General features: G+C 72.1%; 11 protein-coding genes and 1 pseudogene. 1 reads left to right on the forward strand and 11 read right to left on the reverse strand.

What is annotated here, in order from left to right; translation table 11 throughout:
• On the reverse strand, window positions 1-350 hold a 350-nt coding region (locus tag AB2385_RS15110; RefSeq protein ID WP_367655852.1), incomplete at its 3' end, for an SDR family NAD(P)-dependent oxidoreductase.
• A 322-nt stretch (window positions 351-672) separates the two neighbouring features.
• Between AB2385_RS15110 and AB2385_RS15115 the strand changes: the two genes are divergently transcribed.
• Window positions 673-1203 carry an AAA family ATPase gene (locus AB2385_RS15115; protein WP_367655843.1) on the forward strand — a complete coding sequence of 177 codons (531 nt, stop codon included), beginning with the start codon at window positions 673-675 and terminating at the stop codon, window positions 1201-1203.
• A gap of 819 nt (window positions 1204-2022) precedes the next feature.
• On the opposite strand, the gene AB2385_RS15120 is transcribed toward AB2385_RS15115, so the two are convergent.
• The 10 genes and pseudogenes from AB2385_RS15120 to AB2385_RS15165 form a co-directional block, all read right to left on the reverse strand.
• Window positions 2023-5838 carry an AAA family ATPase gene (locus AB2385_RS15120; RefSeq protein WP_367655844.1) on the reverse strand — a complete coding sequence of 1272 codons (3816 nt, stop codon included), beginning with the start codon at window positions 5836-5838 and terminating at the stop codon, window positions 2023-2025.
• 5 nt (window positions 5839-5843) lie between these two features.
• Window positions 5844-6968: an exonuclease SbcCD subunit D gene (locus AB2385_RS15125; RefSeq protein WP_367655845.1), complete on the reverse strand. Its 1125-nt coding sequence runs from the start codon at window positions 6966-6968 to the stop codon at window positions 5844-5846.
• Between the two features lie 246 nt (window positions 6969-7214).
• Window positions 7215-8585 (reverse strand): PTS ascorbate transporter subunit IIC, encoded by a 1371-nt coding sequence (locus AB2385_RS15130; RefSeq protein ID WP_367655846.1) that lies wholly within the window; start codon window positions 8583-8585, stop codon window positions 7215-7217.
• A 42-nt stretch (window positions 8586-8627) separates the two neighbouring features.
• Window positions 8628-8903 (reverse strand): PTS sugar transporter subunit IIB, encoded by a 276-nt coding sequence (locus tag AB2385_RS15135; protein ID WP_367655847.1) that lies wholly within the window; start codon window positions 8901-8903, stop codon window positions 8628-8630.
• 37 nt (window positions 8904-8940) lie between these two features.
• The gene (locus AB2385_RS15140) at window positions 8941-9918 is read right to left on the reverse strand and encodes a transketolase family protein (RefSeq protein ID WP_367655848.1); all 978 of its coding nucleotides are present in this window, start codon (window positions 9916-9918) and stop codon (window positions 8941-8943) included.
• Window positions 9915-10736: a transketolase gene (locus tag AB2385_RS15145; protein ID WP_367655849.1), complete on the reverse strand. Its 822-nt coding sequence runs from the start codon at window positions 10734-10736 to the stop codon at window positions 9915-9917. The genes AB2385_RS15140 and AB2385_RS15145 overlap by 4 nt, the downstream gene beginning before the upstream one ends.
• Window positions 10737-12725 carry a transcription antiterminator gene (locus tag AB2385_RS15150; RefSeq protein WP_367655850.1) on the reverse strand — a complete coding sequence of 663 codons (1989 nt, stop codon included), beginning with the start codon at window positions 12723-12725 and terminating at the stop codon, window positions 10737-10739.
• A gap of 143 nt (window positions 12726-12868) precedes the next feature.
• A complete protein-coding gene (gene nikC, locus AB2385_RS15155; RefSeq protein ID WP_367655851.1) occupies window positions 12869-13837 on the reverse strand; it encodes a nickel transporter permease in 969 nt (322 codons plus the stop codon).
• Between the two features lie 14 nt (window positions 13838-13851).
• Window positions 13852-14856, reverse strand: a complete 1005-nt coding sequence (locus AB2385_RS15160; protein ID WP_367655853.1) for an ABC transporter permease — start codon at window positions 14854-14856, stop codon at window positions 13852-13854.
• Window positions 14857-14949: 93 nt separating this feature from the next.
• A pseudogene (locus AB2385_RS15165) lies at window positions 14950-15305 on the reverse strand (ABC transporter substrate-binding protein); the annotation flags it as partial.

Consider the following 15305-nt stretch of genomic DNA (forward strand, 5'->3'; position numbering starts at 1 on the left):
CCCTTCAGGTTGGTGGCGACCACCCGGTCCCAGTCCTGCTCCTCCACCTCCAGGGCCGGTTTGCGGATGTTAATGCCGGCGTTGTTCACCAGGATGTCGACTTTGCCGAACTCGGCGATGGCCGCCTCCACCGCGGCCGTCACCTGTTCCTGGCTCGTGACGTCTGCCGTCACCGCCATCGCCCGGCGGCCCTTGGCACGAATCTCCTCGGCCGCAGCCTCCACCTCGGCCCCGGTCCGGGCCAGGCAAATCACGTCTGCCCCGGCGTCGGCCAGGCCAAGGGCCAGGACCCGCCCGATCCCCCGCCCGGCGCCGGTGACCAGGGCGACGCGGCCTTCCAACGAAAACATCTGCACGGCATGCTCCGTCCTTTCGTGATTTGCATGTTTTTGTTTCTTTCGTCAGTGTCCCGGGGCTTCCCCTGCCCAGGGGAAGATTCCTTGCTGGCCGTGGGCGGGCCCCTGCCTGGCGCCTATCGCTCCGTTGGCTGGAACATCTCCACCGGCCGTACCGTCATTTCTCCATGCGGGTCTCGCTACGGTCGATTGCACCTGGCGGGTCTCGCTACGGTCGATTGCACCTGGGGCTGTGAAGGCCCCGCTTCAACCCTGTCTCCGCCGCCGATTGCTCCGGACCCCATTGACCGCCCGCTCGGCGAAGAGGTTGCCGCTAATGCCTCAGGAACTCCGCTCTGTTGGACGCCGCATCGTGGTAGTCGGCGCGTCCGGTTCCGGCAAGACCACCCTGGCCCGCCGGCTGGCCGAGCGCCTGGGCTGCCCCCACGTCGAGGTCGACGCGCTGCACTGGGGTCCGAACTGGACGCCCATCCCCCTGGACGAGTTTCGCTCCCGGGTGGATCAGGCCACCGCTGGCGATCGCTGGACCTGCGACGGCAACTACAGCAAGGTGCGGGACCTCACCTGGGGCCGGGCAGACACCCTGGTCTGGCTGGACTATCGGCTGCCTCTGGTCCTGTGGCGACTCCTGCGCCGCACCCTTCGGCGGATCGCACGGAGGGAGGCACTCTGGAACGGGAATCGTGAGTCTTTCCGGACCCAGTTCCTCAGCCGGCACTCGCTCTTCCTCTGGGCCCTGCAGTCCCACGGCCGCCACCGGCGGGAGTACCCTCGGGTGTTGCAGCGCCCGGAGTATGCCCATCTCACCGTCATTCGCCTGCGCTCTCCCCGGGAGGCGGAGGCGTGACTGAGCTCGCTCGGTTCCTGCACGGAGTAGTTGCGGGCGCTCACGACCGTGAGCGCCCGTTAGCTTTCTTCCTGGCACCCAACCGTGCGCCCCGCCCTCGTTCCGCTCTGCGTTACTTTCCCGTTCGCCAGGCCCTCCGCGCTGCTGTGCGTTGCCTCCTCCTGCGCTACGGATGAACCGTTGACCACGCAACTGTCAAGTCCATGGTCCATCGCCACCGCGCCCCGCACCCCCACTCGTCGGGGCGCGTACGTTCTGTTCGCAGTTACTGTTGATGGCCCCGGCCATCTCGGCGACGCCGATCGCGTGGCCGTTGAGGCCGCGGGCGGCCGCCCGGTCCCCGGGTCACCGTCAACACTGACCACGAACAGAGCATAGGGCAGCGGAGCTCCTCGTCCCCCCTGGCCTTCACCCCCGCGCCTAAACGTTTGCGTCCAAACCGTTGACAGTGCGACTGCCCAGGTCCGTTGCCACGCCCATCGCCAGCATTCTTATCTATGGTGACGGCGACCTTCGCGATGGCGCGTTGGCGTTCACTGTTGACCGCCTCGGTAAGTGCCGCAGCGCCTTGCGCCCCTCACCCGCTGCGGAGCATCGCGGGCTGCCAACTGCGCCTGGCCGCCGTCAACAATTGCCAAGAACAGCGCATAAGGCGGCGGAGTACCATCCCCGCCGCCGGTTCCCTACCTGAAGTTTGTAGTCGAACCATGGGTGTCGCGATAGTTGAGCCCCACGGCGCCCCCGCTCGCCCGCATCCTCCGTCGCGTGCCGCGGGGGGCTTCGGCCTTCGCCAACCGCCCCCAGCCGCCGTCAACGAACTCACCCCGCCACCACCGGCGATCCCCAGGCGGCGAAATCCGCCCGGTGGCTCAGGAGCAGCACCTGCCGCTCCTCGGCGAGGCGGCTCAGCGCCGCCCGGATGTACGTCAGCCGCTCCTCGTCGCAGTTCAGGAACGGGTCGTCGAAGACGAACGGCAACCGGACTTCCTCGGCGATCAGGTCGCCGATGGCCAGCCGGAGGGCGAGGTAGAGCTGGTCCTGGGCGCCCTTGCTCAGCTGGGCCGGCGAGAGCACCGTCCCATCGGGCTCCACCACGCTGACGGCGAACTGGTCGCTCAGCCGCACCCGGCGCCCGGTGCGCCCGGTGAGGCCCGCCCAGTACTCGGTCGCGGCCGCCTCCAGCCGCTCCCGGTAGGTCGCCCGGTAGACCCGCACGGCCTCGCGCAGTTCCTGGTAGGCGATGCCCAGCGCCCGGATCTCCCGCACCAGCGCCTGCTCCCTCTGCCGCAGCTCCGCCAGCCGCATCTCTGCCTCGGCCACGTTGATGGTGTCCCGGCCCAGGTCCTGGAGCTGGTCCCGCAACGTGCGGCGCTCCTCCTCCAGCTGCTGCAACCTGGCCTGCAAGCCTCGCTGCTCCTCCCGCAGGGCCTCAATGCGGCTCTGCACCCGCAACGGATCGTCCGCCTCGTCCACCGGGGGCAGCCCGGGGTGCGCGCGCACCAGCGCCTCGAGGCTGTCGGTGGCACGCCCCCACTCCAGCTGTGCGGCGGTCAGCCGGGCATCCAGCTCCTCCAGCGTGGCCACGCCGGAGGCGGTGAGGATGCCGCTCAGCTCCTTCCCCAGTTCCTGCGCCTGCCGCCGCGCCTGCTCCCGAGCCCGCCAGCGCTCGAGCGCTGCCCGGACGTCGCCGTTCGCTGCACCCAGGGCCGGCGCCAGTTCGCTCCGCAGGGCGTCTGCCTGCCGGGCCGTCTCGGAATGGCGCTCGGCGACCTGGCGCTCCTGCTCCTGCAGGGTCTTGGCCTTCGCCCGCTCCTGGTCGGCCTGCTCCTTCAGCTTCGCCGCTGCGCTGACGCGAGCCTCGAGCTCATCCGGGTCGGACTGCTCGCTGAAGGGCGCCACCCGCTGACGCAGCGCCTCGACCTCCTCCCGGAGCCGTTCGATGTGCGTGCGCCCGTCCGCCTCCGGTTCCGTGAGGCGCCGGCGCTCCGTCTGGACTTCGGCCAGGCGCCGGTCGGCGGCCGTCCACTCGCCGGCGGCGGCGGTCACCTGCGCCCACCAGGATGGCGTTGCGGCCCGGAGCCACCGGACGAGGTCTCCGAGCGTACGAGCGCCAGCCCCCGCCAGGTCCCCAGCGGGCTCCATCCCGGGCGCCATCACGGGCGCCATCCCGGCCGCCGCGGCCAGCTGCGCCAGCCGCGCCAGCTCGGCCCAGCGGCCGGAGAGATCGGAAAGGGACAGGGCCGGGACGCCATGCTGCGCCTGGGTCGGCACGCCATGCCCCGTCTCGGCAGGGACGGCATTCTCCGTCTGGGTCGGCACTCCACGACCCGCCTGGGTCGGCACGCCAAACCCCGCCTCGAGCGCGAGGCCCCACTCCGCCCGGCAGAGCTCGGCCAGGTCTTCCTGGTCCCGCTGCAGGTCACGCTGCAGGGTCTCCCACTCTGCCAGCGCGGCGGCGGGGTCGGCGAACTGCGCCGTGAAGGGCCGGAGCTGCGCCTCCAGCGCCTCCAGCTCCCGCTGGGCCTGCTCGTAGGCGGCCCGCAGTTCCGCCGCCTGAGTGGAGCCCGTGAGAGAACGCCGTTCCTCCTCCAGGGCCTCCGAACGCCGGCGCCACTCCTCCCACTGCTGGGCCAGGAGATTGAGCCGCAGCGGGGGTTCCGCCGCCAGCGGCCCGAGGTCCAGCGCCCCGATCCGGGCGGAGAGTTCCCGCACCTGCTGTTCGAGCGTCCGGACCCGCCGGGCCGCCTCGCCGCCCGCCAGCCGGCCGCCCAGGATCCACCCGACCAGGGCCAGCAGCGCCGCCAGGACGGCGGCCACCGCCAGGACCAGGCCCACCGCCGGGGTCACGGCTGCCGGCACGCCCGCCCCGCCCATCAGGGCCCTTCCGAGCAGCCAGCCGATGCCGAAGCCCAGCAGCAGGCCGACCGCCGCGGCGACGCCCCGGCTGCGGGCCCGGGCTGCGCCGGCCTCCCGCTGCGCCTCAGCCAGGTCCGCCCGGGCCCGGTCCTGCTGCTCCAGGAGGGCCACCTTCTCCCTGGCGGCGGCGACCACCCGCTCGTCGAGCCCGGCCACCGCGGCGTACTCCGTCCGGAGCCGCTCCGCCTCGGCTTCGACCCGCTTGAGCTGGCGGTCCAGATCCTCGGCCCGGGCGGCGGCCACCTCGGCCCGCCGCCTCGCCTCGGCCTCCAGCACGCGGAAGCGGCGCACCTGCTCCAGCACCTCCGGGGGCTGCCCGGCGAAGACCGCATACCGCTCCAGCGAGGCCGCGGTCTCCCGCACCTTCGCCCGGAGCCGCTCGTACCGCTCCCACCGCTGCAGCGCCTCGTCCGCCGCCGTGCGCAGGCGCCGCACCGCCTCGTCCGCCGGCCGGCCCAGCTGGCCCCAGTCGGGGAGGGCAGAGAGCCGCGCGGCCAGGCGCTCCTCCTCGGCGGCCAGCTCCGCGAGCTCCGCTTCCAGCCGCTTCAGGTCGGCCACCTTCGCCTGCAGCTCCCGCACGTCCCGGCTCAGCGCCGGGCGCCCGGCCACGTCGCCGAAATCGGACTGCAGCCGGGCCTCGGCCTCCTGCGCTGCCTGCTCGCACGATGAGCGCTGCCGGGCCAGGTTTGCGCGGTCGCTGGCCAGCCGGGCGAGGCTCTCCTCCAGCCCGATCAGCTCCTGCAGGCGGTCCCCCGTGTCGGCGGGCAGGTCCGCCAGCTCGGGCCAGTCGCGGGCCAGGCGGGCACGCGCCTCGTGAAGCCGCTCCGCCACCTTGCGGGCGCCGTCCAGCGTGCGCTGCAGACTGCTGACCTGCCGCAGGTGCTGCTGGCGCCGCTCGGCCAGCCGCTGCCACTCCTGCAGGGCGTCCAGCACCTGCCGCCGCCGGCCGGCCTCCTGCTGCGTCTCCCGGAGCAGCGCCTCCACCTCTTGCAGACGCCCGGCGGACTGGTGGTAGCTGTCCACGGCCGACCGGGCCTGCTCGATCGCGGCGGCCAGGTTCCGGATCTCGGCCTGGACCTCCTCCAGCTCCCGATCCTTCCGCAGGGTCGTCGGGATGCCGTAGTCGGCGGGATACCGGGTGCGCTTGCGGGCCTCCTCTTCCAACCACGCCAGGGCCTCCTGCGGCCGCCCGCCGCCCGCGCCGGCCAGCAGCTCCTGCACCGACTGGTCCACCTGGTCCATCTCGGGCAGCGGCTGGGTAACGCAGAAGGTGGCGGCGAGAAGCTCCCGGGACGGGAGGCCGACCAGGCGGGCGATCAGCTTCTCGTACTCCTGGTTGCCCCGCCGGGCCCCGGGGTTGTGTACGCCCTGGAGGATGCGCTCGGGGCCGTCCGGGCCGTGCCGGGTCACGACCACCTGGTGGCTGTCAAAGTCGCGCCACACGTGGTAGCGCAGGCCGTCGGCGGCGGTGAAATCCACCTCGCCCTCGAAGGCGGGCGCCCGGCCCAGGTGGCGGTAGCGGGCCTGTCCGAAGGCCTCGGGCGAGCTGCTCGTGGGCAGGCCGTAGAGGACGGCCATCAGCCCGGCCACCAGGGTCGACTTGCCGGACTCGTTGGGGGCCACCAGCACGCCGAAGTCGGCGGGGAAGGTATAGGTCACCTTGCGGGCGTACGGGCCGAAGCCGGTCAGCGACACCGAATGCCAGATCACGCCGGCCACCGCCCTCACCTCCTCCGCATGGCCTGCACCCCGCGGCGCAGCGCCTCCTCCAGGATGGCCCGCTCGTCCTCGTCCTGCTCCTCTTCCATCCGCCTCCGCATGCGCCGGATGAACTCGCCCAGGATGGTCCGCTCCCCGGCCCAGCGGTCCAGGAGCGCCGGGGAGAGCGCGTCGGTCTCGTCCACCACCTCCAGGTGGAAGAACCGGTGCGCGCAGGCAGCTTCGATGGCCTCGGCGTCCAGCAGTTCCGGCGCCGTGCCGGTGAGCCGTACCCGGACGATGGCCTCGGGATCCGCCAGGGCCGCCACGGCCGCCTCCACCCGGGCGGCACCCGGCAGCGGGGAGACGTCCAGGTCGTGCACGGCCACCCTCTGTGCGGCGGGGTCGGGGACCCGCTCCAGCGTCACGCCCCCCGGCTCCACGGAGGCGATGGTGAACTGACGGGTGCCGGGGTCGTCAAACCCCTTGCCCTCGACCGCGCCGGGGTATACCGCGAGGGTCCGGCCCAGCCGCACCTCGGACGGCCTGTGGATGTGGCCCAGGGCGATGTAATCGTAGCCGGCCCGCCCGAGGGCGTCCGGATCCAGCGGCAGGGACCGGTCGCCCAGCCCCTCGCCGAGGGTGCCGTGGAAGATCGCCACGTGCAGGCCCGGCTGGTCGAGGCGGGGGAACTGACGGATGGCGGGCCGGGTCTGGGTGACGCCGCCGGTGTAGGCCAGGCTGTACAGGTGCACGGTCTCGCCCTGCGCCTCGATGGTGGCCACGTGGACCGGGTGCGGGTTGGTCACCAGCAGCCCCGGCCAGCCGTCCCGGCGCCTCTGGTAGACCGAGTTGGGATAGGTGATCTCGTCGTGATTGCCCGGGACCGTCACCACGGGGATCCCGGCCTGCTCCAGCCGGCGGAGCTGGGAGAAGGCCGCGGCGACCAGGGGCTCCTCGGGGCAGTGGGTCTCGAACAGGTCGCCGGCGATGACCACGAGCCCGATCCGCCGGCCGGGGTCCAGGGCGAGGTCCACGGCCCGGGCCAGCAGGCCGTCCCGCCGCCGGCGCCGCTCCTCCGCCTGTTCCCGGGCCATGAAGGCCGGCCTCCATCCCAGATGCAGGTCGGCCAGGTGCAGAATGCGCACCACGGGACGCGGCCCCCCTTTCGCGAACGTGTCGGCGGCCCGCAGCCGGACCGCCCAGATGGTCTGCTGCACCAATGGTCTGCTGCACCAATTGGCCGGTGGGCCAACGAATTCCTCTTCCGGCCGCCGACGGCCCGGTCCCCGGACCACACCCTGGACACGCGCCGCACCGCCCCGGATCCACCGGGGCGGTGCGGATGCGGGCGGATCCCACAGCGAGCCGTCTGCCGGACGGGGACGCCGTTCGCGTTAGGCCGCCTTCTGCCCGGCCCTGGAGCCCTTGTGCGTCACCGTGCCGACGATGAGGATCGCGGCCAGGATGGCCAGCAGCACGGCGGCGATGACGTACGGCGAGCCCTTGAACAGGTTGCCGATCCCGCCGACCAGGATGCCCACCAGCTGGAAGTCGGCATCGCCGAAGGTGGTGTTGGCGAAGCCCAGCGCCCCCAGGGTCGGCAGCAGGAAGGCCGCGCCGAAGCTGATGAGGATGCCATTGACGAAGGCGCCGGCGATGGCGCCCCGCCGGCCGCCGGTGGCGTTGCCGAACACGCCGGCCGTGCCGCCCACGAAGAAGTGCGGCACCAGGCCCGGCACGATCACCGGCAGCCCCACGAGGCCCATGATGAACATGGAGACCAGGCCGCCCAGGAAGCTGACGATGAAGCCCACCAGCACCGACGTGGGCGCGTACGGGAAGGTGATCGGGCAGTCCAGCGCCGGCTTGGAGTCCGGGACCACGATGTCCGCGAACCCCTTGAACGCCGGCACGATCTCGTTGATGATCATCCGCACGCCGTAGAGCACGACGGCCACGCCGCCGGCGAAGGTCACGGCCTGCATGAGCGAGAAGACCAGCATGTTCTGCCCGCCGGAGAGCCGCAGGGTCTCCGCGTTGCCCGCCGCCAGGGAGGCGATGAGGAACATGATGAACATCACCAGCGAGGTGGCGATCACCGACTCCCGGAAGAACTGGAGCCCCTTGGGGAACTGGTACTTCTCCAGCGAGTCTTCCCGGTTGCCCACCAGCTTGCCGATGGTCCCCGACAGCCAGTAGCCGACCGTGCCGAAGTGACCCAGGGCCACCCCGGCCCCGCCGGTCACCTGGTCCATGTAGGGGCTGGCGAGGGCGGGCATCAGCACCATCAGCCCGCCGAGGATCAGGGACCCGGTCAGCACCAGCAGCCAGCCGTCCAGCCCGGCGCTCCCGAGGACGGCCGAGAGCAGCGCCGCCATGAAGAAGGTGTGGTGGCCGGTGAGGAAGATGTACTTGAACGGGGTGATGCGGGCGAAGACCAGGTTGGCGATCAGGCCGAAGACCATGATGAGGGCCGTCTGCGTGCCCAGGGTCTGCTGCGCGATGGCGACGATGGCCTCGTTGTTGGGCACCACGCCCCGGATGCCGAACCCGATCTCCAGAAGCGGGCCCATGTAGTCGAGGGCGCCCTGCAGCATGGTCGCGCCGCCGCTGAGGATGACGAAGCCCAGGATCGACTTGAGCGTGCCGCTGATGACGTCGCTGGCCGGCTTCTTCTGGAACAGCAGGCCCAGAAGCGCCACGAGACCCACGAGTACAGCCGGAACCGAGAGGACATCAGACACAAAACCCATCAAGAAGTCCATGCGACCATCCCCCCATGTATCCGCTGAAGTGCCTCCGGGTGGCTACGGCAGGTCCAGGGCCGTCTTGATCTTCTCCGTCACCTCCTTCTTGTCCATGTAGTTCTGAATGGCCACCACCTTGGCGGCGGCGTTGGTCAGCATCGGTGCGAACTGCGGCGACGTGACGATGATGTCCGCGCCCGCGCCGCCCGCGGTGCCCACGTCGGCCACCTCCACCGAGACCCCCGTCACCCCCAGATCCTTCAGAGCGCTTTCCACCTGCATGCGCAGCATCAGGCTGCTTCCCAGTCCCATCCCGCATACGGCCAGGATCTTCATGCACTGCACACCTCCGACAGGTGTATCCCTTCTGCCATCAGGCTTCCGAACTTCCCCCCACGCGGCGGCCGCCTGCGTCTGCCCCGCCATCCCCCAGGGCGGCCAGGACCCGCCGCTCGATGGCCGCCGCATCCACGCCCAGGTGGGCCAGCAGGGCGTCGTCGGGGCCGGACTCCCCGAACCGGTCCGGCACGCCGACCCGGTGGACCGGCATCGGGCGCCGCTCGCCGAGGCACTCCGCCACCGCGGCCCCGAGGCCGCCGATGACGCTGTGCTCCTCGGCGGTCACCACCGCCCGGCAGCGGCCGGCCACTTCTGCCACGGCCTCCTCGTCCAGCGGCTTGACCGTGGGCACGTGGAGCACCGCGGCGTCCACGCCCCGCCCGGCCAGCCGGCCGGCAGCCTCCAGCGCCCGGGCGGTCATGGTGCCGGTGCTGATGATGGCCACGTCCGTCCCCGGTCGGAGCAGGACCGCCTTCCCGGGCCGGAACCGGTACCCCGCGGGGACCACCGGGGGCACCGCGTTCCGGTAGAGCCGCAGGTAGACGGGGCCGGGGATCTCCGGCAGCATGCGGGTCACCTGGGCGGCCTCCTCCGCATCCCCCGGCACGATCACGGTCATGCCCGGCAGGGCCCGCATGACGGCGATGTCCTCCACCGAGGCGTGGGTGCTGCCCCCCTTGGAGACCGCGAGCCCGCTGTAGGAGCCCACCACCTTCACCGGCAGGCCGGTCTGGCAGACGGAGACCCGGATCTGGTCCAGGGCCCGGCAGACCACGAAGGCGGCGAAGCTGTTGACCACCGGCACCAGGCCGCAGGCCGCCAGCCCCGCGGCCACGCCCACCATGTTCTGCTCGGCGATGCCCACCTGGATGTACCGGTCGGGATAGCGCCGGCCGAAGCCGTCGCACCGGACCGAGTTGCCCAGGTCGGCGTCCAGCACCACCACGTCGGGCCGCAGCTCCCCCAGCCGGACCAGCGCCTCGCCGTACGCGTCGCGCATCGCCACCGTCACGGCCTCACCCCCAGTTCCGCCAGCGCCTGCTGGGCCTGCTCCGGGGTCAGCGGGTGCGAGTGCCACTCCGGCCGCCCCTCCATGAAGGAGACCCCGCGCCCCTTGACGGTGTGGGCCACCACCAGCAGCGGCCGCCCGTCCGCCGGCGCCTCCAGGGCCGCCGCGAGGGCGCCGGGGTCGTGGCCGTCCACCTCCCGCACCTCCCAGCCGAACCCCCTCCAGCGGCCGGCCAGCAGATCGGGCGGGTGTGAACCGGTGGTGGAGCGGGTCTGGGAGAGCCGGTTGAAGTCCAGGATCGCCGTCAGCCCCGCCAGCCGCAGCTCGCCGGCCAGAAGCGCCGCTTCCCAGACCTGCCCCTCCTGGATCTCGCCGTCGCCCAGCAGGACGTAGGTGCGCCAGCCCTCCCCCCGGATGCGGGCGGCCAGCGCCATGCCGACGCCGGCGGACAGCCCCTGGCCCAGGGAGCCGGTGGACATGTCCACCCCGGGCGTCCGGCGCATGTCCGGATGGCCCTGCAGCCGGGACCCCAGGGCGCCGAAGGTGGCCAGTTCCTCCGGCGGGAAGTAGCGCCGCTCCGCCAGGGCGGCGTAGTAGGCCAGCGCGGCGTGGCCCTTGGAGAGGATGAACCGGTCGCGCTGCGGCCAGTCCGGCTCCTCCGGCCGGATGCGCAGCGTGTGGAAGTAGAGTACGCTCAGGATCTCGGCCGCAGACAGCGACCCGCCCAGGTGGCCGCTGCCCAGTTGCAGGACGGTGCGGATCACGTGGGCGCGGATGCGCCGGGCCATTTCGGTGAGCATCGCCACATCCGGCGCGGCCACCTACGTCACCTCCCCCTGGGTGGGCTCCGCCGGGGGCGCCGAGACCGACCGGATCAGCCGGAGCACATCGTCCACGCTGGGGGCGGTCAGCAGCGCCTCCACCGACTGCGGGTTCCCAAGCAATTCAGACAGCTCCATCAGCGCCTTCAGGTGGGTCTCGTTGTCCACCGCCCCGAGGCAGACCACCAGCCGGACCGGGTCGTTGTCGGGGTGGCCGAAGGGCACCGGATGCCGCAGCCGGACCAGCGACATCCCCAGCCGGAGCACGCCGTCGCCCGGCCGGGCGTGGGGCAGGGCGAAGCCGGGGCCCAGCACGATGTAGGGACCGTATTCCCGGGCCGTCCGGACCATGGCGTCCACGTAGCGCGGCTCCGCCAGGCCGGCCCGCACCAGCAGGTCGCCCCCGGCCCGGATGGCCTCCTCCCAGTTCTGCGCCTCCACGTCCAGGGCGACCGTCTCTGCGGTCAGCAACTCACTCAACACGGGCTGTCTACCTCTCCACACCTCAGTTTGCAGGGCCAGGACCGTGCGGCGGACCCTGGCGACGTCGTCTTCCCCCAGAAGCGGCGAGACCCGCACCACCGGCAGCCCGCAGGGCGGCACCTGGCAGGTGGCGATGACCAGGTCGTGAGGGTCCTCCGCCAGCGCCTCCCGCACCCGGAAGGCCGACACCACGCGGCCCGGCTGAACCTCCGGCAGCAGCGACCGGAGCCGGGTCAGGAGCAGGGCGGAGGTGCCGACGCCCGAGCTGCACACGATGAGGGCGCGGGGAACCGGCCGGCGGCGCAGCTTCTCCCGCTCCAGGGCGGCGGCGATGTGGATGGCCAGGTACCCCACCTCCGGCTCCGGCACCGCCAGCCCCCAAAGGGCGGAGAGGGCGCGCCCCACGTCCCGGGCGGCCAGGCAGGCGGCCGGGTACTTGGCCTGCACCTCGTCCAGCAGCGGGTTCTCCACCGCCTCCCCCCGCCGCAGCCGCTCGGCGATGGGCCGCAGGTGCAGCGCCAGCCCCACCAGGAACTCCCGGTCCTGCCGCAGGTGAATGCCCAGCCGGGTCTCCACCAGAATGGCCATCTGCTCCGCCAGCTCCAGGTCCGCCGGGTGCACGATGTCCCTGCCCGGCGCCGGGTTCACCGCCCGGGTCGCCTCCAGCTGCAGGGCAAGCCAGGCCGCCTCGGTGTTGGGGATGCGGACGCCGAAGCGGGACTCCAGCGCCCGGCAGATGGCCTGGGCCTCCCGCCCCCAGGGCGACGACAGCCCCCGGGAGACCTGGTCCGGGCTGTAGGACAGCGCATGCCCGGCCTGCAGGCGGCTGAGCATCACCGCCACGCAGATGGACAGCTCCGGCGCGCCCAACTCCCGCAGCAGGTCGCCCAGCCGCCCCCACGACACACGGGGCACCAGCGGCCGCAGGAGCGCCTGCAGCGGTGCGGCGTCGGGATGCTCTTCCAGCAGCAGGGCCAGCTGGGCCTCGTCGGCCAGCTCACCGACCAGGTCCACGATGGCCCGGCGCCAGTGGGGCTCGGCCCCCCGCAGGCAGATGCCCGCGTGGCCGCGCGCCAGCGCCAGCCCGCGGCGGGAGGCCCAGGACTCCGCGGTGGCCAGGTCGGTGTGCACCGTGGACTTGCCGACCCCCAGCCGGTCCGCGAGCACGCTCAGCCGCCGCGGCGCGTCGTCGCTGAGCAGCATGAGGAGGAGCCGGCGGACCCGCTCCCGCGGCGAGGGGATGTACTCGCTGGGCGGCGGCCCGCCGGTCATGAGCCGGTCCAGGTGCCGGCGGACCCGGTCGGTGTCCCCCTCCAGGTGGTAGCCGACGCCGGCCGTGCTGACCAGGCGCGCGCCGTGGGCCGCCACCCAGTCGCAGAGCAGCTCCAGGTCGTAACGGACGGAGCGCGCGGGGTAACCCAACAGCCGGCCGATCTCCGCGGCCGGAAGCGGTCCGTTGGCCGCCAGGAGCAGCCGCAGCAACCGCTCGCGCCGGTCGTTGAGCACGGGCCCTCGCCTCCCTTCCCGCCTTTCGCGCGACATATATTCGGAGTTGACGCACCAGCCCCCTGCCCTTCCGCCGTACCGCTTTTGTCATCTTCCCCGTGCCAAAACGCGAACGCCGCGGCTCAGGCGGCGTTCGTTTCCGTTCACCGCCTGAGCCGCGGGTCCAGCACGTCCCGCAGGCCGTCGCCCAGCAGGTTGAACCCCAGCACCGCCAGCATGATCGCCAGCCCCGGGAAGGTGACCACCCACGGGGCGAGCTGGATGTAGACCTGCGCCCCCGAGAGCATCGCCCCCCACTCCGGCGTCGGCGGCCGGGCGCCCAGGCCCAGGAAGGAGAGACCGGCGGCGTCCAGCATCGCCGTGCCGATGGAGAGCGTAGACTGGACGATCAGCGGTGCGAGGGCGTTGGGCAGGATGTGGCGGAAGAGGATGCGCCCGTGGCCGCCCCCCGCCGCGAGGGCTGCCTGGACGTAGTCCTGCTCTTTGATGGAGAGCACGGAGGCCCGCACCAGCCGGGCGTAGACCGGCATGCCCACGATGCCCACGGCGATCATGGCGTTGGTCAGGCTCGGCCCGAGGATCGCCGTGATGGCGATGGCCAGCAGGATCGACGGGAAGGCCAGCAGGATGTCGATGATGCGCATCACCACCAGGTCCGGCCAGCCGCCGAAGTAGGCGGAGATGGCGCCGATGGCGGTCCCGGTGGTGAGCGAGATGCCCACCGCCACCAGGCCGACCTGCAGGGAGATGCGGCTCCCGTGGATGATGCGGCTGAAGATGTCCCGCCCCTGCTCGTCCGTGCCCATCCAGTGCGTGCGGGAGGGGGGCTGGAGCATGTCCACCAGCCGGCCCTCGATGGGGTCGTACGGGGCGATCACGTCCGCCAGCAGCGCGGTCAGGACGATCGTGAGGACGATGAGGCCGCCCAGCACCGCCGCCCGGTGGCGGAGGAACCGGCGGAGCGGCCCCGATCCGCTGGGAGCGAAATCGGCGTCGCCGGAGGGGTGCGGCCCCGGGCCGGGCTGGCCGCCCGTGCGCGGCGCGTAGCCCGCACCGGCGGAGGGGGTCGAACCCGGGCCGCCGGCAGCGGGGAGCGTATGCGTGTGGTTCACGGCCCCTCACCCCCTCACTGGTAGCGGATGCGCGGGTCGACGAAGGTGTAGATCACGTCGACCACCAGGTTCACCAGGATCATCGCCAGGGTGATGAGCGCGATGCCCCCCTGCACCACCGGGTAGTCCCGGGCGCCGATGGCCAGCACGATGTACCGCCCGATGCCCGGCCAGGAGAAGATCGTCTCCGTCAGCACCGCTCCGCCCAGCAGCAGGCCTACCTGCAGGCCGATGATGGTGACCACGGGGAGGAGGGCGTTCTTCAGCGCGTGCTTGAAGTTCACCCGCCATCCGGGAAGCCCCTTGGCCCGGGCGGTGCGGATGTAGTCGAGGTTCAGCACCTCCAGCATGGAGGAGCGGGTGATGCGGGCGATGATCGAGAGCGGGATGGTGGCCAGGGCGACCCCCGGCAGCACCAGGTGGCGCAGGCCGGAGACGAAGGTGGACCACTGGCCCCGGAGGAGGCTCTCCAGCACCACGAACTGCGTGGCCCCCTCCCAGACCATGCGGGCGTCCAGCCGGCCGCCGGCGGGGAACCAGTGCAGCCGCACCGAGAAGTACATCATGAGGACCAGCCCCAGCCAGAAGACCGGCATCGAGACGCCCACCAGGGCGGCCGCCATCACGCCGTAATCCAGAACGGAGTTCCGCCAGACGGCGGAGACCACCCCCGCGAGAATCCCCAGGGTGGAGGCGATCAGCATGGCAAAAATGGCCAGTTCCACCGTGGCGGGGTAGCGGGCCATCAGCTCGGCGGTTACGGGCTGGCGGCTCTGGAGCGACGTGCCCAGGTCGCCCCGCAGCAGGTCGGCCAGGAAGGCGCCGAACTGCACGTAGAGCGGCTTGTTCAACCCCATTTGGACCCGCAGGGCCTCCACCTGCTCGGGCGAGGCCCGCTCGCCCAGCATCAGCCGGGCCGGGTCGCCGGGGATGGCGCGCATCAGCAGGAAGATGACCACCAGCACGCCCACGGCGGTGGGGACGGCGAGGGCGATGCGCTTGGCGAGGTAGCGTGCGATAGCGATCCCTCCTCGAAGGGGGCGGCCCGGAGCCGCCCCCTCCTCATGCGGTTCGTCTGCCGCGTCCGTTCCCTGCGGCCGCGCCCGGGCCGGTTACGGCAGCGTGACCTTGGCCAGCGACTCGGAGCCGGTCGGGTTAGGCACGTAGCCGGAGATGCCCTTGCGGACGGCGATCGGCACGCGGGTGTGCATGAGCGGCACCCACGGTGCGTCTTCCATAATCTTCACCTGCGCCTCCTCGTAGAGACGGGTGCGCTCCGCCTGATCGGTGGTCTGGCGGGCCCGGATGAGCAGGTCGTGCACCTCGTCGTTCACGTAGAAGGCGATGTTGCCGGCGTCAGGCGTGACGGCGTTGTCCTTGTCCAACAGCACGTAGAGGAAGTTGTCCGGGTCGCCGTTGTCGCCCGTCCAGCCGATCAGGGCCATGGTGTGCTCGCCCAGGCCGGTCT

Source organism: Symbiobacterium sp., assembly GCF_040797425.1.
GTDB lineage: Bacteria > Bacillota > Sulfobacillia > Symbiobacteriales > Symbiobacteriaceae > Symbiobacterium.

Bases quoted from the DNA above. Each gene is read 5' to 3' on its own strand.
- AB2385_RS15115 (WP_367655843.1), top strand. From the start codon at position 673: ATGCCTCAGGAACTCCGCTCTGTTGGACGCCGCATCGTGGTAGTCGGC.
- AB2385_RS15130 (WP_367655846.1), bottom strand. From the start codon at position 8,585: ATGGACTTCTTGATGGGTTTTGTGTCTGATGTCCTCTCGGTTCCGGCT.
- AB2385_RS15135 (WP_367655847.1), bottom strand. From the start codon at position 8,903: ATGAAGATCCTGGCCGTATGCGGGATGGGACTGGGAAGCAGCCTGATG.